Raw genomic sequence first — 17,126 nt, forward strand, 5'->3', positions numbered from 1 at the left:
AATGATTATGAAACATCCTCACATTCACAATCAAATAGAAATAAAACAAAAAAGACGCACGACACTCACATTTCTTGTGAGTGTGTGCTTTCTTTTTGTTGCCATTTATTTAAACTTAAGTATTGGTTCTTCTAGTATTACGTTTAATGACTTTTGGCAATACTTTACAAATGGTGCACAAAATAAATCAACCTTTTTAATACATAATGTTCGAATGCCTCGAATGTTAGCAGGTATATGTATTGGTGCTTCATTAGCTGTAGCTGGGGTACTGATGCAAGCATTAACACGAAACCCGCTTGCTTCACCACAAATATTCGGTGTTAACGCGAGTGCCTCATTTGTTGTTGTATTAATCAGTACATTATTACCGTCACTAGCTACAGGTAAAGTACTGTTCGCATTTATTGGTGCATTTCTTGGTGGTTTAGCTGTGTATTTATTATCTGATACTACTAAAGGTATGACTCCAATAAAACTTGCATTAGCAGGTATGACGATTCATTTATTCTTCTCAAGCTTGACTCAAGGTATTATTTTATTAAATGAAGATGCCACGTTTGATATTATGTTCTGGCTCGTTGGTTCTCTATATACGATTAAATGGCCAGCATTATTATCCGTTTTACCATGGATGGCAATCGCTTTAATATTCACGTTACTTTTCAGTCGACAAATCACGATCTTAGAACTTGGTGACCAATTATCAAGAGGTCTTGGTCAAAATACAAAAGTGATTCGTATTATAATCGGTATTTTAGTTGTGATTTTAGCAGGTACGTCTGTTTCGATAGCTGGTCCAATTGGGTTTATCGGATTAATCGTGCCGCACATTGTAAAATATTACGTCAGTCATAACTATTTCACGATTATCTCTTTATCAATGGTTATGGGTGCTGATTTACTCTTAATATCAGATGTGCTTAGTCGTCTTATCGCTTTCCCATTTGAATCACCTGTAGGTATCGTGACTTCATTCATCGGAGCGTTGTACTTCTTAGGTATTACAATGAGAGGAGTGAAGCAAAAATGACACATAGCTTAAAGTTTAAATATATCGTTGTCATCACATTGTTATTAATCTTCTCATTACTATCACTCGGTTTCGGTGCCGTTTATATGTCACCGGTTAAGGTGATTCAAGAGTTATTTAATAATTCTAGTTTTATCTTAAAAGAGTATCGCATTCCGCGATTATTACTTGGATTCATAGTTGGTGCTGCGATTGCGATATCAGGTGCAGTGATTCAAGGTGTCGTTCGAAATCCACTCGCATCACCTGATGTCATCGGTATTACGAAAGGTGCCAGTTTAACAGCAGTTATCGTCATTATCTTATTCCCAGCTGCACCGTTATTTGCGTTACCAGTTGCATCGTTTATTGGCGCGTTACTCGTCAGTATCTTATTATCATTTCTAATTTCGTGGAAAGGTATTAATGGATCAAGGTTAGCACTTATCGGTATGGCAATAGGGGCTATTGCGATGGCAATCGTACAATTCCTTCTGATTCGTCATCCTATGGAAGCAAACATCGCGCTTGTTTGGTTAACAGGTAGCTTGTTTGGACGTTCTATGGATTATGTATATGCCATCTTGCCATGGTTCATTATTACGGTACCGCTCATCATTTACTTTAGTAAAAAGCTAGATATATTAAATCTAGGTGATGAAGTTGCTATTGGTCTCGGTGCTAAAACACGTCAAATTAAGATGGTCTTATTATTACTTGCTGTTATGCTTTCAGGTGCATCTATTGCAGTTGTCGGTGGACTTAGTTTCCTAGGCTTAATTGCACCTCATATTGCACGTGGTATTGTTGGGCATCGTCATATTCATATTGTTACGATGTCAGGATTAATCGGTGCATTACTCATTATCGTATCGGATGCTTTAGCCAGAGGTATCCATCCACCACTAGATATACCTGTTGGTGTTATTATCGCCATCGTCGGCGCACCATATTTCTTATATATCTTAAGAAAAATGTAAATCAATTAAAAAAAGGGTCTGTACAAATCCGAAACAGTCGGTATTTGTACAGACCCTTAAATTATGAAGAAGTGCCTTATTCAGTTGCTAATTATTTAACATAAATTAATTTCCTAACAGCTGACTCCTAGGGGTGGGGCCCCGGCACAGAAATTTGCGCAAGCAAATTATCAAGCTAAGGAAGCCGGGGCTCTTTCTCATGAACAAAGAAGCCTGAGCTTCTTAGTAAGTCCAGCTACCGTATTAAAAATACGAGTTGGACTTTACAGGAAAGCATGCTGTTAAAGGAAAGTAAGAGCAACCAAAGTTATTTAGATAACTATTTCGTCACTTCGTTATACACTTTCTTATCGTTTAAAGTATAAATAATATATTCATGATCCTTAGTATCAATAATTACACGATTCGTTTTGCCAAAAGTAGTACCGATACGAGAGATTTGTTCATCATCTAAGTCCGGTGTTGCGTGAATGTCTTGGTCTTCAGATACATTAACAATATCCTCATTAGGGATACGAATGTCAGCTACTCTCCATTGAATACGAACTTCTTTATCGTTCTTCTTTACTGTCATTGCCATTAAAGACACATCCTTTAATAAATATTGAATATACTTTTATGATACCCCATAGTTACGCATCTATTCAAGATAATTGTGTTACCATATTATGAAAATATGTCATACTATTTAAAAGCGAAAATACGTTCGCTTGTTCGTATATTTTATGTTATACTCTAGCGTAAAGGAGCAAGTGATATGACAGGAAAAACACATTTAGCCTGCGGTATGTTCGTAGGCGCACTTAGTATTCAATATTTTAAAGAAGACATCTTTGTATCAACAACTATTATGACACTTGCTGCTTTGTCGAGCTTACTACCAGACATTTGTCACGCAAGTAGCAAGGTTGGTCGTAAATTTAAACTGTTAAGTTTTGTGATTCGAACAGTGTTCGGTCACCGAACATTTACGCATTCCCTCTTATTTATGGGGATTATCTATGTTTTACTTAATTTCATACATACACCAAATTACTATGTCTTTCCAATTATTGGTGGAATTTGTTCGCATATCATATTGGATATGTTAACGAAAAGAGGAGTAAAGCTTTTATATCCAATACCCATTTCGGTCAAATTTCCGTTTCAATTTAAGACGGGTGGCACGGTGGACTTATCTTTAGCGTCTACATTTTCAGCTGTAACGTTATATATTTTCTTTAAAGACTATATTCACCAATATCTGAATATTCAACATATCTTTTTCTCATAAAATAGTCTGATAGTTGTTATTTAGTATTCTGATATGATACTTTTGTTAAGGTATCAATAAAATCACATATAAAAGTGTGGAGGCGTTTATACATGGTAAATGTAGAAGATTTAGAAAAATATAACCAACAACATTTAGTTGAATTTGAAAAAATGATGAGTCAAAAAGAAAAAGATGCGTTACATCATAAATTAGAAGAACTTGATTTAGAAGGCATTCAAGAGCTATACCAAGACGTATATGTAAATCGACGTACAATTGATGATGTATCTGAAATTAATGAAGTAGCTTATGATGTTAAAGCTGAAATGGACGATGCCACTCAAGAGGACTTTTACAAAAAAGGACTTCAAGCCATTAAAGAAGGTAAATTTGCGGTTATTCTTATGGCCGGCGGTCAAGGTACACGCTTAGGATATAAAGGTCCTAAAGGTTCATTTACGATTGAAGGCGTTAGCTTATTTGAACTTCAAGCGAAACAATTACTTCAACTACGTGAAGAATCAGGTTACACACTTGATTGGTACATTATGACAAGTGATATTAATGATATTGAAACGAAGAAATTCTTTGAAGAACAAAACTATTTCGGTTATGATAGTGCGCATATTCATTTCTTTAAACAAGAAAGTATTGTTGCGTTAAGTGAAGAAGGTCAACTTGTTCTAAGTAAAGACGGCGAAATTATGGAAACACCTAATGGTAACGGTGGTATTTTCAAAGCGCTTAAAAAAGCAGGTTTATTAGATCAAATTATTGATAATGGCAATGAATTCCTATTCGTTAACAATATCGATAACGTCTTAGTCAAAGTACTAGATCCGGTATTCGCTGGATTTACGGCAGAACAAAATAAAGATGTTACGACGAAATCTATTAAACCTAAAGAGAATGAAAGCGTTGGACGTCTTGTTCAAAAAGATGGCAAAGATACTGTACTTGAATACTCAGAATTAGAAGAATCTGTTGCTAATTCATTTGATAATGCAAACATAGGTATCCATGCATTTAAAGTATCGTTCATTAAGGACGCGGTTCAAGAGCCTTTACCTTATCATTTAGCAGTCAAACAATTAGAACAACTTGATGAAGATTTCGGTGTTGTAAAACAACCTACTCTTAAATTTGAATTGTTCTATTTCGATATCTTTAAATATGCGAAATCATTCGTAACATTACAAGTACCTCGTGAAGAAGAATTCAGTCCGCTTAAGAATAAAGAAGGTAAAGATAGTGTTGAAACTGCTACAAATGACTTAAAACGCATGAACATTATCTAATTCGAGGTGTTACAGAATGACACAACATGTAAATACACAAAAGCAAATTAAAGTAAAACGTAAAAACTTTAAAGATACGGTCAAATTATCATTTGGTGAAGAAGTTGCGAACTCCGTTTCACATGGTGTATTTGCATGTATAGCCCTATGTCTGTTACCTTACGTAGCTGTTAAAAGCTACCTTCATGGCGGTACAGCCCATGCCGTATGTTTATCAATATATGTCATTAGTATATTCTTAATGTTCTTATCATCCACGGTTTATCACACGATGGAGAATAGAACGACGCATAAATATGTGTTAAGGATTATTGATCACAGTATGATTTTCATTTCAATAGTCGGCACTTACACACCTATACTTGTCATTATGATAGGTGGCTGGCTCGGTTGGACTGTACTCGCGATATTATGGGGTATTACGATATTTGGTATTCTATACAAGGTATTAGCGACTCACGTGAACCCTAAATTTAGTATGGCGATGTACATGGTTATGGGTTGGATGTCGATCATACTAATTCCAATTATTATTCAGAAAGCATCGATAGCATTTCTGATATACATCTTATTAGGTGGTGTCGCATACACGATAGGTGCTTGGTTTTATGCGCAAAAGCACCGTGCCTATTTCCACATGATTTGGCACCTATTTATCGTTGTAGCCTCATCATTTCATTACATCGCAATCATGTATTACATGTAAGCGTCAATATAATAAGCAATTGTTTAAATGGTATGATTTTAAAAATCATACCATTTTCCTATATTATTAGGACTTTTAAAATGATAAGCTACATAAGGTTAAGTAAAATTTTGAAGTTAGGGGTATGAATGATGAAGTTAAGATCGTTATTAATCGTTATTTCATTATTACTCATCATGTTTATGGCTGCGATTGAAACGTCAATCATTACGTTAGCGTTGCCATCTATGAAAGAAGATTTACATATTGAAGGTCAAATATCGCTAGTCTTTGCGGTTTACTTTATCGCCATGGTATTAGCGACACCTATCATAGGTGAAATCTTCTCAAGATCTAAAGTTATATACGTCACAATCGGTGGTTTGATCTTGTTCACACTCGGTAGTTTATTTGCGGGCTTAAGTCCTAACTTTGCGATTTTAATTCTTTCTCGCTTTATCCAGGGTCTAGGTTCCGGCGTACTCATGTCACTGACGCAAATCATTCCGAAATTAGCATTTGATATTCCACTTCGATATAAAGTAATGGGTGTCGTTGGCAGTATGTGGGGTGTCGCAAGTCTAGTTGGACCCTTACTCGGAGGCTTTATTTTAGAAATCGCTTCATGGCATTGGCTCTTCTACATTAATATTCCAATCGCAATCATCGCGTTTATCATCGTTTTATTTACGTACCATTTTGAAAATGAAACCATCGTTAAGAATAAACTTGATTATAAAGGTATCATTTTACTTTACGCATTAATCGGTTTCTTACTTATGGCTATCCTAACAACAGGTATGTTATGGCTTAATATCTTAGGTTTTATCCTATTTATAGTAACATTTATCGCCTTAGTTAAAACGGAGCAGAAACACCATGCGCCATTTATACCAGTTCAAGAGTTTTCAAAGCGTATTAACTTAGCGTTCTTTACAGACTTTGTGTTCTCGATTGTTTTAATGGGCTTTTCAGTGTATATGCCGATCTATTTACAAGAAGATAAAGGGTTATCACCCATTCAAAGTGGGTTAACCGTCTTCCCAATTTCATTAGCTTGGATGACCATCACATTCGTATTAAATAAAATTGAGGCGAAGTTAACGCTTAAAGCTTTATATTTAGGTGCTTTCACCACAATGATTATATGTTCTGTGCTATTTATCTTCTCAGCGCATTATCCATTACTCGTAGCTGCTATACTCACGTTATCAGGTGCAAGTTTTGGTACGGTTTATACGAAAGATAGCGTGATCATCCAAGAAGAATCGTCGAAATCACAAATGAAACGTATGATGTCTTTATATATTCTGACAAAAAATTTAGGTAACGCCATTGGTTCGACGCTAATGGGGTATGTGTATGGTATACCTTTAATGTTGTTTTCACTTTCCATGCAGAATATCGCGGCTACAGTGATCTTAATCTGCATCTTCTTAATCGTGATATGGTCACTTGTAAAATTAGATACAAAACATTAATCCAATTCATATAACTAAGGTATAATGATAAGTACTTAAGAACACGTGAAATGTAAAAGGAGAATGATAATGAGAAGGTTTAATATGCATGATTTAATTGCGACGCTCATTATCTGTTTAATATTTTTGATTTCCGGAGCCATCTTTTTAACTTTTCTAGGCTTTGGATTGTATGGTTTAAGTAGGATATTGATTTATTTTAAACTGGCAGAGTTTAGCTTTAATAAAGGCTTCTATCAGAACCTTTACTATTATGGTAGTTATATTGTATTTGGATATATTGTGTTTTATTCAATAGAATATTTAATGGAAACATTTCGTAAGAAGTTATCTCATAGCCCTTATTTCCAAGGGCTTACCTTCCATTTACTTGCCTATGTTGTGAGTACGACGATGTTTTTCTTTATCATCCATATACATTATAAAGACATTGATATCGACTTTTGGGTAATTCTTGTCATATCCGGACTACTGTATATATTCAAGGAAATCTTTTATCCAGATAGTGAGAATCTCAATCGCAAACGTAAATAAAGCCAAAACTTTGATATGCTAACTTTAATTACTTAGAATAGATATTTATAGACACACATTCGGAGGGGTGACTTTCATGAACGCTCATTCCATTTCTACAAAGCAACGAAATTTAATCGTTGGGGTTATGTTATTAAGTGCGTTTGTGGCTATACTCAACCAGACTTTACTCAATACAGCACTACCAGCAATTATGAAAGGCTTGCATGTTGACGAGAACACGTCGCAATGGCTTGTTACTGGATTTATGCTGGTAAACGGTATCATGATTCCACTTACAGCTTATTTAATGGATAAAGTTAAATCGAAGACCTTATATCTTTTATCAATGGGTGCATTCTTACTCGGTTCAGTCATTGCCGCATTTGCACCTAACTTTTTAATCTTAATGATAGCGCGCGTTATTCAAGCTATGGGTGCGGGCGTCCTAATGCCTCTCATGCAGTTCACATTATTTACACTATTCCCTAGAGACAAACGCGGCTTTGCCATGGGTCTAGCAGGTTTAGTTATCCAATTCGCACCTGCTATAGGTCCTACGTTATCAGGCTTTTTAGTCGATCAATACAGTTGGCGAACACCATTCTTCGTGGTCGTGATTACAGCCGCAATTTGTTATATCCTAGGTGCACTGTTTATAACAAACTATAGTGAAACCAAAGACCCTAAACTTGATCGTATCTCAGTGGTTTATTCAACTGTAGGTTTCGGTATCATGCTTTATGCATTCAGTAGTGCCGGTAACTTAGGGTTCTTCAACCCAATCGTACTGATATCACTCGTTATAAGTATCATCATTATTTACATCTTCGTGAAAAGACAATTACGTATACGTAATCCTTTATTAAACTTGCGCGTTTTCAAAAATCGCGCATTCACGCTTACGACAATCACGTCCGTCATTGTATTTACAGCTATGGTAGGTCCAGCCTTACTCGTACCGATGTACGTTCAAAATTCATTAGGACTTTCAGCCATGCTTTCAGGTATCGTCATTTTACCAGGCGCGATTATTAACGGCGCAATGTCACTCGTCACAGGTAAGATTTTTGATAAATACGGGGCACGTAGACTCGTCATTACTGGTTTCGTTATTTTAACTATAACAACCATCTTGCACATCTTCTTAGATGTTTATACACCGTTCTGGTATTTGGTTGTCATTTACGGTATCCGTATGTTCTCGATTGCATTACTCATGATGCCGCTCAACACAGCAGGTATTAATGCACTCGAAAGTAAAGATATCTCGCATGGTACAGCTATCATGAACTCAGCGCGTATCATTTCAAGTTCGATTGGTACAGCACTTATGGTTACAATCATGTCGATTGGTATGAAGTTAGCAAAGCCCGATCACAACGGTCAAATCTCAGAACACATGGCATACCGTGAAGCGGTCTCTTCCGGTATTAGTCTCGCGTTTATTATTACATCAATACTTGTTACGATCGGTCTCATCATGTCGTTCTATATTAAAGACCGTGATCCTAACCAAACAAATGTGAATACGCGTCAAATTTAATAAGCTTTAAAGCCCTGAATGATCTTTACTGATGAATCATTCGGGGCCTTTTTTTATCCCTTTTGAAAAGCCCTTTCAATCAAACATGCCTAATTGGGTAAAAAAGCATCATGGTCATAAATTTTCTAAAAGATATATCGGTACGGTACTAAGGGCTTTTATAAAATACACTTTGATACTAAGCGTTTATTTTTAAGGCGTATCATTCAAAGAGGGTTTATAAAGGACAATTCGTTCTGAAGGTCTTTCAAAAAGATGTATGGGTCCAAAGGGCTTTGAAAAGATATATGGATACAAAGGGCTTTTCATGGGAATAAATGACACGATTGAGTAAAACTTATGATATATTTATAAATGGTGATTAAATTAAAAATCAATGTTTAGTCATATAGTGGGTATTCTGTTAAAATTGAAATACGATTTACATATGAAAAGGGGAGTTGCAAAGTGTTAACAGTTGAACAAGTGAAATCGCTTGTTGGCGAAATCAAAGATCCAATCCTAGAGGTCCCTTTAAAAGAAACTGAAGGTATATTAGAAGTTTCCGTAAAGGAAGAAAAAGAACACGTAAGTGTCAAAGTTGCAATGGCGCAACTAGGTGGTCAATTACAATTAGATCTTCAAATGGAGATTGTAGATACACTTAAAGAGAACGGTGCTAAAACAGTAGGTATCCGCTTTGAAGAATTACCAGCCGAAAAGGTTGAAGCCTATAGAGGTAACATTAAAGATGAAAACCTTACGATAGAAGGACTTTTATCAAAAGACAATCCAGTTGAATTTATTGCGATTGCTTCTGGTAAAGGTGGCGTAGGTAAATCAACAGTTGCAGTTAACTTAGCTGTTTCATTAGCTCGCGAAGGCAAAAATGTTGGTTTAATCGATGCAGATATTTACGGGTTCAGCGTGCCTGATATGATGGGTATCGATGAAAAACCTGAAATTGAAGGAAAAGAAGTCCTACCAGTAACAAGACATGGCGTTAAAGTCATCTCAATGGCATTTTTCGTTGAAGAAAACGCTCCAGTTATTTGGAGAGGCCCGATGTTAGGTAAAATGCTTACAAACTTCTTCACAGAAGTTAAATGGGGCGAATTAGATTACTTAATCCTTGATTTACCTCCAGGTACAGGTGATGTGGCGCTAGATGTTCATACAATGCTACCATCAAGTAAAGAAATTATCGTTACGACACCGCATCCTACTGCTGCATTTGTAGCAGCTAGAGCAGGCGCGATGGCAAGACATACAGATCACTCAATTATTGGTGTTATTGAAAATATGTCTTACTTCCAAAGTAAAGAAACTGGCAATAAAGAATATGTCTTTGGTAAAGGTGGGGGTGCTAAGTTAGCAAAAGAACTTGGTACGGATTTATTAGGAGAACTGCCATTAGAACAACCATCATGGGATCCTAAAGATTTCTCTCCATCTGTTTACCAACCTCAAGATACTTTAGGTGGTATTTATCAAGATATCGCGAAAAAAGTGATTAAAGCGACTACTAAGTAACGCTTGAATTACAAGTTAATCGTTTTGTTATAGACAAGGGTTTATTTTAGTTTGAAAAAATTAAAATAAGCCCTTGATTTTTTATGATTATCTGATAGAATAATTTCTTGTGAGCTAAAGAAAGCATAACTCGCTAATGAGTTGCTTTAATAAGTTTTAAAAAAGTTATTGACTTTGTATTGCAAAGTTGTTACGATATAAAAGTCGCTTTTTTCAAACGACTCACTTAATAAAGGGTGTAAAATTAACCCTTGCATTAATATTAAATATATATTATATTAATAAACGTGCTATTAATTTTGTAAATTAATTGTAAATGTGATATAATATATATCACTTAAGAACATTGAAAACTGAATGACAATATGTCAACGTTAATTCTTGATAAACGTTGTTGTGACAGTCAGTCACACAACAAACCAAGCAATCAATTGCTTAAATTTTAGAGTCAATCAAACAAACATTTTTATGGAGAGTTTGATCCTGGCTCAGGATGAACGCTGGCGGCGTGCCTAATACATGCAAGTCGAGCGAACTGACGAGGAGCTTGCTCCTTTGACGTTAGCGGCGGACGGGTGAGTAACACGTGGGTAACCTACCTATAAGACTGGAATAACTCCGGGAAACCGGGGCTAATGCCGGATAACATGTTGAACCGCATGGTTCAACATTGAAAGGCGGTTTTGCTGTCACTTATAGATGGACCTGCGCCGTATTAGCTAGTTGGTGAGGTAATGGCTTACCAAGGCGACGATACGTAGCCGACCTGAGAGGGTGATCGGCCACACTGGAACTGAGACACGGTCCAGACTCCTACGGGAGGCAGCAGTAGGGAATCTTCCGCAATGGACGAAAGTCTGACGGAGCAACGCCGCGTGAGTGATGAAGGTTTTCGGATCGTAAAGCTCTGTTATTAGGGAAGAACAAGTGCGTAGGTAACTATGCGCACCTTGACGGTACCTAATCAGAAAGCCACGGCTAACTACGTGCCAGCAGCCGCGGTAATACGTAGGTGGCAAGCGTTATCCGGAATTATTGGGCGTAAAGCGCGCGTAGGCGGTTTCTTAAGTCTGATGTGAAAGCCCACGGCTCAACCGTGGATGGTCATTGGAAACTGGGGAACTTGAGTGCAGAAGAGGAAAGTGGAATTCCATGTGTAGCGGTGAAATGCGCAGAGATATGGAGGAACACCAGTGGCGAAGGCGACTTTCTGGTCTGTAACTGACGCTGATGTGCGAAAGCGTGGGGATCAAACAGGATTAGATACCCTGGTAGTCCACGCCGTAAACGATGAGTGCTAAGTGTTAGGGGGTTTCCGCCCCTTAGTGCTGCAGCTAACGCATTAAGCACTCCGCCTGGGGAGTACGATCGCAAGATTGAAACTCAAAGGAATTGACGGGGACCCGCACAAGCGGTGGAGCATGTGGTTTAATTCGAAGCAACGCGAAGAACCTTACCAAATCTTGACATCCTTTGATCGCTCTAGAGATAGAGTTTTCCCCTTCGGGGGACAAAGTGACAGGTGGTGCATGGTTGTCGTCAGCTCGTGTCGTGAGATGTTGGGTTAAGTCCCGCAACGAGCGCAACCCTTAAGCTTAGTTGCCATCATTAAGTTGGGCACTCTAAGTTGACTGCCGGTGACAAACCGGAGGAAGGTGGGGATGACGTCAAATCATCATGCCCCTTATGATTTGGGCTACACACGTGCTACAATGGACGGTACAAAGGGTCGCTAAACCGCGAGGTCAAGCAAATCCCATAAAGCCGTTCTCAGTTCGGATTGTAGTCTGCAACTCGACTACATGAAGCTGGAATCGCTAGTAATCGTAGATCAGCATGCTACGGTGAATACGTTCCCGGGTCTTGTACACACCGCCCGTCACACCACGAGAGTTTGTAACACCCGAAGCCGGTGGAGTAACCTTTGGAGCTAGCCGTCGAAGGTGGGACAAATGATTGGGGTGAAGTCGTAACAAGGTAGCCGTATCGGAAGGTGCGGCTGGATCACCTCCTTTCTAAGGATATAACGGAACAACTTCTAAGAAGTTGAAATATAAACAAGAAAGCGTGACATATTGTATTCAGTTTTGAATGTTTTTAGAACATTCAAGTTGTACATTGAAAACTAGATAAGTAAGTAAAATAGATTTTACCAAGCAAAACCGAGTGAATAAGAGTTTAATTAAGCTTGAATTCAAAAAATAATCGCTAGTTATTGACCGATGGTCAGTAACACACATGATTAATAACAGATTAAGTTATTAAGGGCGCACGGTGGATGCCTTGGCACTAGAAGCCGATGAAGGACGTTACTAACGACGATATGCTTTGGGGAGCTGTAAGTAAGCTGTGATCCAGAGATTTCCGAATGGGGGAACCCAGCACAAGTTATGTTGTGTTATCGACATGTGAATTCATAGCATGTCAGAAGGCAGACCCGGAGAACTGAAACATCTTAGTACCCGGAGGAAGAGAAAGAAAAATCGATTCCCTGAGTAGCGGCGAGCGAAACGGGAAGAGCCCAAACCAATAGGCTTGCCTATTGGGGTTGTAGGACACTCTATACGGAGTTACAAAGGAAAATGTTAGACGAATCATCTGGAAAGATGAATCAAAGAAGGTAATAATCCTGTAGTCGAAAATGTTTTCTCTCTTGAGTGGATCCTGAGTACGACGGAGCACGTGAAATTCCGTCGGAATCTAGGAGGACCATCTCCTAAGGCTAAATACTCTCTAGTGACCGATAGTGAACCAGTACCGTGAGGGAAAGGTGAAAAGTACCCCGGAAGGGGAGTGAAAGAGAACTTGAAACCGTGTGCTTACAAATAGTCAGAGCCCGTTAATGGGTGATGGCGTGCCTTTTGTAGAATGAACCGGCGAGTTACGATCTGATGCAAGGTTAAGCAGCAAATGTGGAGCCGTAGCGAAAGCGAGTCTGAATAGGGCGAGATAGTATTTGGTCGTAGACCCGAAACCAGGTGATCTACCCATGGCCAGGCTGAAGTTCAGGTAACACTGAATGGAGGGCCGAACCGACTTACGTTGAAAAGTGAGCGGATGAGCTGTGGGTAGCGGAGAAATTCCAATCGAACTTGGAGATAGCTGGTTCTCTCCGAAATAGCTTTAGGGCTAGCCTCAAGTGATGATTATTGGAGGTAGAGCACTGTTTGGACGAGGGGCCCCTCTCGGGTTACCGAATTCAGACAAACTCCGAATGCCAAATAATTTAACTTGGGAGTCAGAACGTGGGTGATAAGGTCCATGTTCGAAAGGGAAAGAGCCCAGACCACCAGCTAAGGTCCCAAAATATATGTTAAGTGGAAAAGGATGTGGCGTTGCCCAGACAACTAGGATGTTGGCTTAGAAGCAGCCATCATTTAAAGAGTGCGTAATAGCTCACTAGTCGAGTGACACTGCGCCGAAAATGTACCGGGGCTAAACATATTACCGAAGCTGTGGATTGTCCTTCGGACAATGGTAGGAGAGCGTTCTAAGGGCGGTGAAGCATGATCGCAAGGACATGTGGAGCGCTTAGAAGTGAGAATGCCGGTGTGAGTAGCGAAAGACGGGTGAGAATCCCGTCCACCGATTGACTAAGGTTTCCAGAGGAAGGCTCGTCCGCTCTGGGTTAGTCGGGTCCTAAGCTGAGGCCGACAGGCGTAGGCGATGGATAACAGGTTGATATTCCTGTACCACCTATTATCGTTTTAAGCGATGGGGGGACGCAGTAGGATAGGCGAAGCGTGCTGTTGGAGTGCACGTCCAAGCAGTAAGACTGAGTGTTAGGCAAATCCGGCACTCATAAGGTTGAGCTGTGATGGGGAGAGGAAATACGTTTCCTCGAGTCGTTGATTTCACACTGCCAAGAAAAGCCTCTAGCTAGATACTTGGTGCCCGTACCGCAAACCGACACAGGTAGTCAAGATGAGAATTCTAAGGTGAGCGAGCGAACTCTCGTTAAGGAACTCGGCAAAATGACCCCGTAACTTCGGGAGAAGGGGTGCTCTTTGGGGTGTATGCCCGGAAGAGCCGCAGTGAATAGGCCCAAGCGACTGTTTATCAAAAACACAGGTCTCTGCTAAACCGTAAGGTGATGTATAGGGGCTGACGCCTGCCCGGTGCTGGAAGGTTAAGAGGAGTGGTTAGCTTCTGCGAAGCCACGAATCGAAGCCCCAGTAAACGGCGGCCGTAACTATAACGGTCCTAAGGTAGCGAAATTCCTTGTCGGGTAAGTTCCGACCCGCACGAAAGGCGTAACGATTTGGGCACTGTCTCAACGAGAGACTCGGTGAAATCATAGTACCTGTGAAGATGCAGGTTACCCGCGACAGGACGGAAAGACCCCGTGGAGCTTTACTGTAGCCTGATATTGAAATTCGGCACAGCTTGTACAGGATAGGTAGGAGCCTTAGAAACGTGAGCGCTAGCTTACGTGGAGGCGTTGGTGGGATACTACCCTAGCTGTGTTGGCTTTCTAACCCGCACCATTTATCATGGTGGGAGACAGTGTCAGGCGGGCAGTTTGACTGGGGCGGTCGCCTCCCAAAGTGTAACGGAGGCGCTCAAAGGTTCCCTCAGAATGGTTGGAAATCATTCATAGAGTGTAAAGGCATAAGGGAGCTTGACTGCGAGACCTACAAGTCGAGCAGGGTCGAAAGACGGACTTAGTGATCCGGTGGTTCCGCATGGAAGGGCCATCGCTCAACGGATAAAAGCTACCCCGGGGATAACAGGCTTATCTCCCCCAAGAGTTCACATCGACGGGGAGGTTTGGCACCTCGATGTCGGCTCATCGCATCCTGGGGCTGTAGTCGGTCCCAAGGGTTGGGCTGTTCGCCCATTAAAGCGGTACGCGAGCTGGGTTCAGAACGTCGTGAGACAGTTCGGTCCCTATCCGTCGTGGGCGTAGGAAATTTGAGAGGAGCTGTCCTTAGTACGAGAGGACCGGGATGGACATACCTCTGGTGTACCAGTTGTCGTGCCAACGGCATAGCTGGGTAGCTATGTATGGACGGGATAAGTGCTGAAAGCATCTAAGCATGAAGCCCCCCTCAAGATGAGATTTCCCAACTTCGGTTATAAGATCCCTCAAAGATGATGAGGTTAATAGGTTCGAGGTGGAAGCGTAGCGATACGTGGAGCTGACGAATACTAATCGATCGAAGACTTAATCAATTTTAAATGTTTTGTTTTGGTTTTATCATTTACTTACTATCTAGTTTTGAATGTATAATGTACATTCATTAACTTTTGAAGCTTTTTAATGAACGCTTCTCACAAGTTAAAAATAGTTTGGTGACAATAGCAAAGAGGCCACACCAGTTCCCATGCCGAACACAGAAGTTAAGCTCTTTAGCGCCGATGGTAGTCGGACTTACGTTCCGCAAGAGTAGGACGTTGCCAAGCTATTTAATATTAATCCACAGTAGCTCAGTGGTAGAGCTATCGGCTGTTAACCGATCGGTCGTAGGTTCGAGTCCTACCTGTGGAGCCATGGCTCCTTGGTCAAGCGGTTAAGACACCGCCCTTTCACGGCGGTAACACGGGTTCGAGTCCCGTAGGAGTCATTAATTGGAGAATTAGCTCAGCTGGGAGAGCATCTGCCTTACAAGCAGGGGGTCGGCGGTTCGAACCCGTCATTCTCCACCATTTTATCTTTCGTATACATACGGAGGGGTAGCGAAGTGGCTAAACGCGGCGGACTGTAAATCCGCTCCTTCGGGTTCGGCAGTTCGAATCTGCCCCCCTCCACCATTCATATTATTGGGCTATAGCCAAGCGGTAAGGCAACGGACTTTGACTCCGTCACGCGCTGGTTCGAATCCAGCTAGCCCAGCCATTTTGAGCCATTAGCTCAGTTGGTAGAGCATCTGACTTTTAATCAGAGGGTCAGAGGTTCGAATCCTCTATGGCTCACTTTTAACACTGTATCAATCGATACAGTGTTTTTTTATACCTTTACAGATTCTTATATGACAGTGAACGTGATGATTGCTATAATATAGTTTATGGGAAAAGTTTATCGGAGGAGATGCTATGCAGATTTCCAATATTTTCAGAAATTTAGACACAATTGATATTATTACGGAAATCCTTGACCTAGCAATTGTATGGTATGTTTTATATCTTTTGATCACCGTTTTTAAAGGGACAAAAGCTATACAATTATTAAAAGGAATATTTTTTATACTTATTGGTAGGCAAATTAGTTATTGGCTACAGTTATCTACTACTTCTAGATTGTTCGACTTAGTCTTACAATGGGGGTTCTTAGCAGTTATTGTTATTTTCCAACCAGAAATTAGACGTGCGTTAGAACAGCTTGGTAGAGGTAGTTTATTTAAGCGTTATACGCAAACCAACTCTAAGGAAGAGAATCAACTTGTAGATCATGTAACTAAAGCGATTCAATATATGGCTAAACGCCGTATTGGTGCTTTAATCGTTTTTGAAAAAGAGACTGGTTTACAAGACTATGTTGAAACAGGAATTCCAATGAACTCCGATATTTCACAAGAGCTTTTAACAAATGTATTTATTCCAAATACGCCATTACACGATGGCGCAATGATTATAAGGGGCGAGAAAATTGTTACGGCAGCAAGTTATTTACCTCTATCTGATAGCCCTAAAATTGCAAAAAGTCTAGGTACGCGTCATAGAGCTGCAGTTGGTATCTCTGAAGTATCTGATGCATTTACCGTAATCGTTTCAGAAGAAACAGGTACAATATCTGTTACTTTTGATGGGAAGTTACGTAAAGATATATCTGTTGATGTATTTAAAGAATTGCTTGCTGAACATTGGTTTGGTACGCACCTTAAACAGAAAGGTGTGAAGTGAT

Annotated in this window: 11 protein-coding genes, 6 tRNA genes and 3 rRNA genes; 19 read left to right on the forward strand and 1 reads right to left on the reverse strand. The window is 39.9% G+C overall.

What is annotated here, in order from left to right; translation table 11 throughout:
• Position 1 precedes the first annotated feature (1 nt).
• Positions 2-1,033, forward strand: coding sequence for an iron chelate uptake ABC transporter family permease subunit (locus tag ACF3N8_RS04995; protein WP_026048990.1), 1,032 nt, complete (start codon positions 2-4; stop codon positions 1,031-1,033).
• Positions 1,030-1,992 carry an iron ABC transporter permease gene (locus ACF3N8_RS05000; RefSeq protein ID WP_009384837.1) on the forward strand — a complete coding sequence of 321 codons (963 nt, stop codon included), beginning with the start codon at positions 1,030-1,032 and terminating at the stop codon, positions 1,990-1,992. The genes ACF3N8_RS04995 and ACF3N8_RS05000 overlap by 4 nt, the downstream gene beginning before the upstream one ends.
• A 319-nt stretch (positions 1,993-2,311) precedes the next feature.
• Here the strand turns inward: ACF3N8_RS05000 and ACF3N8_RS05005 are convergent, their stop codons facing one another.
• Complete coding sequence (locus ACF3N8_RS05005) at positions 2,312-2,572, reverse strand: hypothetical protein (protein WP_009384835.1); 261 nt, start codon at positions 2,570-2,572, stop codon at positions 2,312-2,314.
• Between the two features lie 177 nt (positions 2,573-2,749).
• Between ACF3N8_RS05005 and ACF3N8_RS05010 the strand changes: the two genes are divergently transcribed.
• From ACF3N8_RS05010 to cdaA, 17 genes are all read left to right on the forward strand, one after another.
• The gene (locus tag ACF3N8_RS05010; RefSeq protein WP_009384833.1) at positions 2,750-3,265 is read left to right on the forward strand and encodes a metal-dependent hydrolase; all 516 of its coding nucleotides are present in this window, start codon (positions 2,750-2,752) and stop codon (positions 3,263-3,265) included.
• 92 nt (positions 3,266-3,357) lie between these two features.
• A complete protein-coding gene (locus tag ACF3N8_RS05015) occupies positions 3,358-4,545 on the forward strand; it encodes a UTP--glucose-1-phosphate uridylyltransferase (protein ID WP_009384831.1) in 1,188 nt (395 codons plus the stop codon).
• 16 nt (positions 4,546-4,561) lie between these two features.
• Positions 4,562-5,251 carry a hemolysin III family protein gene (locus ACF3N8_RS05020; protein WP_009384830.1) on the forward strand — a complete coding sequence of 230 codons (690 nt, stop codon included), beginning with the start codon at positions 4,562-4,564 and terminating at the stop codon, positions 5,249-5,251.
• A gap of 131 nt (positions 5,252-5,382) precedes the next feature.
• The gene (sdrM, locus tag ACF3N8_RS05025; protein WP_009384828.1) at positions 5,383-6,711 is read left to right on the forward strand and encodes a multidrug efflux MFS transporter SdrM; all 1,329 of its coding nucleotides are present in this window, start codon (positions 5,383-5,385) and stop codon (positions 6,709-6,711) included.
• A gap of 69 nt (positions 6,712-6,780) precedes the next feature.
• Positions 6,781-7,245 (forward strand): SepA family multidrug efflux transporter, encoded by a 465-nt coding sequence (locus ACF3N8_RS05030; protein WP_009384825.1) that lies wholly within the window; start codon positions 6,781-6,783, stop codon positions 7,243-7,245.
• A 76-nt stretch (positions 7,246-7,321) separates the two neighbouring features.
• On the forward strand, positions 7,322-8,770 hold the full coding sequence (locus ACF3N8_RS05035; protein ID WP_238100907.1) for an MDR family MFS transporter: 1,449 nt from the start codon (positions 7,322-7,324) through the stop codon (positions 8,768-8,770).
• 447 nt (positions 8,771-9,217) lie between these two features.
• Entirely contained in the window at positions 9,218-10,282 is a 1,065-nt protein-coding gene (locus ACF3N8_RS05040; protein WP_017176748.1) for an Mrp/NBP35 family ATP-binding protein, read from the forward strand.
• 465 nt (positions 10,283-10,747) lie between these two features.
• Positions 10,748-12,297, forward strand: a 16S ribosomal RNA gene (locus tag ACF3N8_RS05045).
• Between the two features lie 236 nt (positions 12,298-12,533).
• Positions 12,534-15,457, forward strand: a 23S ribosomal RNA gene (locus ACF3N8_RS05050).
• 116 nt (positions 15,458-15,573) lie between these two features.
• Positions 15,574-15,688: ribosomal RNA gene (rrf, locus tag ACF3N8_RS05055) — 5S ribosomal RNA — on the forward strand.
• The 16S, 23S and 5S rRNA genes sit together here with 6 tRNA genes alongside, the layout of an rRNA operon.
• Before the next feature lie 13 nt (positions 15,689-15,701).
• Positions 15,702-15,776: transfer RNA gene (locus tag ACF3N8_RS05060), tRNA-Asn, on the forward strand.
• Between the two features lies 1 nt (position 15,777).
• Positions 15,778-15,849: transfer RNA gene (locus ACF3N8_RS05065), tRNA-Glu, on the forward strand.
• 6 nt (positions 15,850-15,855) lie between these two features.
• Positions 15,856-15,931: transfer RNA gene (locus ACF3N8_RS05070), tRNA-Val, on the forward strand.
• A gap of 21 nt (positions 15,932-15,952) precedes the next feature.
• Positions 15,953-16,036, forward strand: a tRNA-Tyr gene (locus ACF3N8_RS05075).
• Between the two features lie 10 nt (positions 16,037-16,046).
• Positions 16,047-16,121 (forward strand) — tRNA-Gln (locus ACF3N8_RS05080).
• A gap of 4 nt (positions 16,122-16,125) precedes the next feature.
• Positions 16,126-16,198 (forward strand) — tRNA-Lys (locus ACF3N8_RS05085).
• A gap of 120 nt (positions 16,199-16,318) precedes the next feature.
• The gene (gene cdaA, locus ACF3N8_RS05090; protein ID WP_392450357.1) at positions 16,319-17,125 is read left to right on the forward strand and encodes a diadenylate cyclase CdaA; all 807 of its coding nucleotides are present in this window, start codon (positions 16,319-16,321) and stop codon (positions 17,123-17,125) included.
• Position 17,126 lies beyond the last annotated feature (1 nt).

It is taken from the genome of Staphylococcus massiliensis, assembly GCF_043186315.1.
Taxonomy (GTDB): Bacteria; Bacillota; Bacilli; order Staphylococcales; family Staphylococcaceae; genus Staphylococcus; species Staphylococcus massiliensis.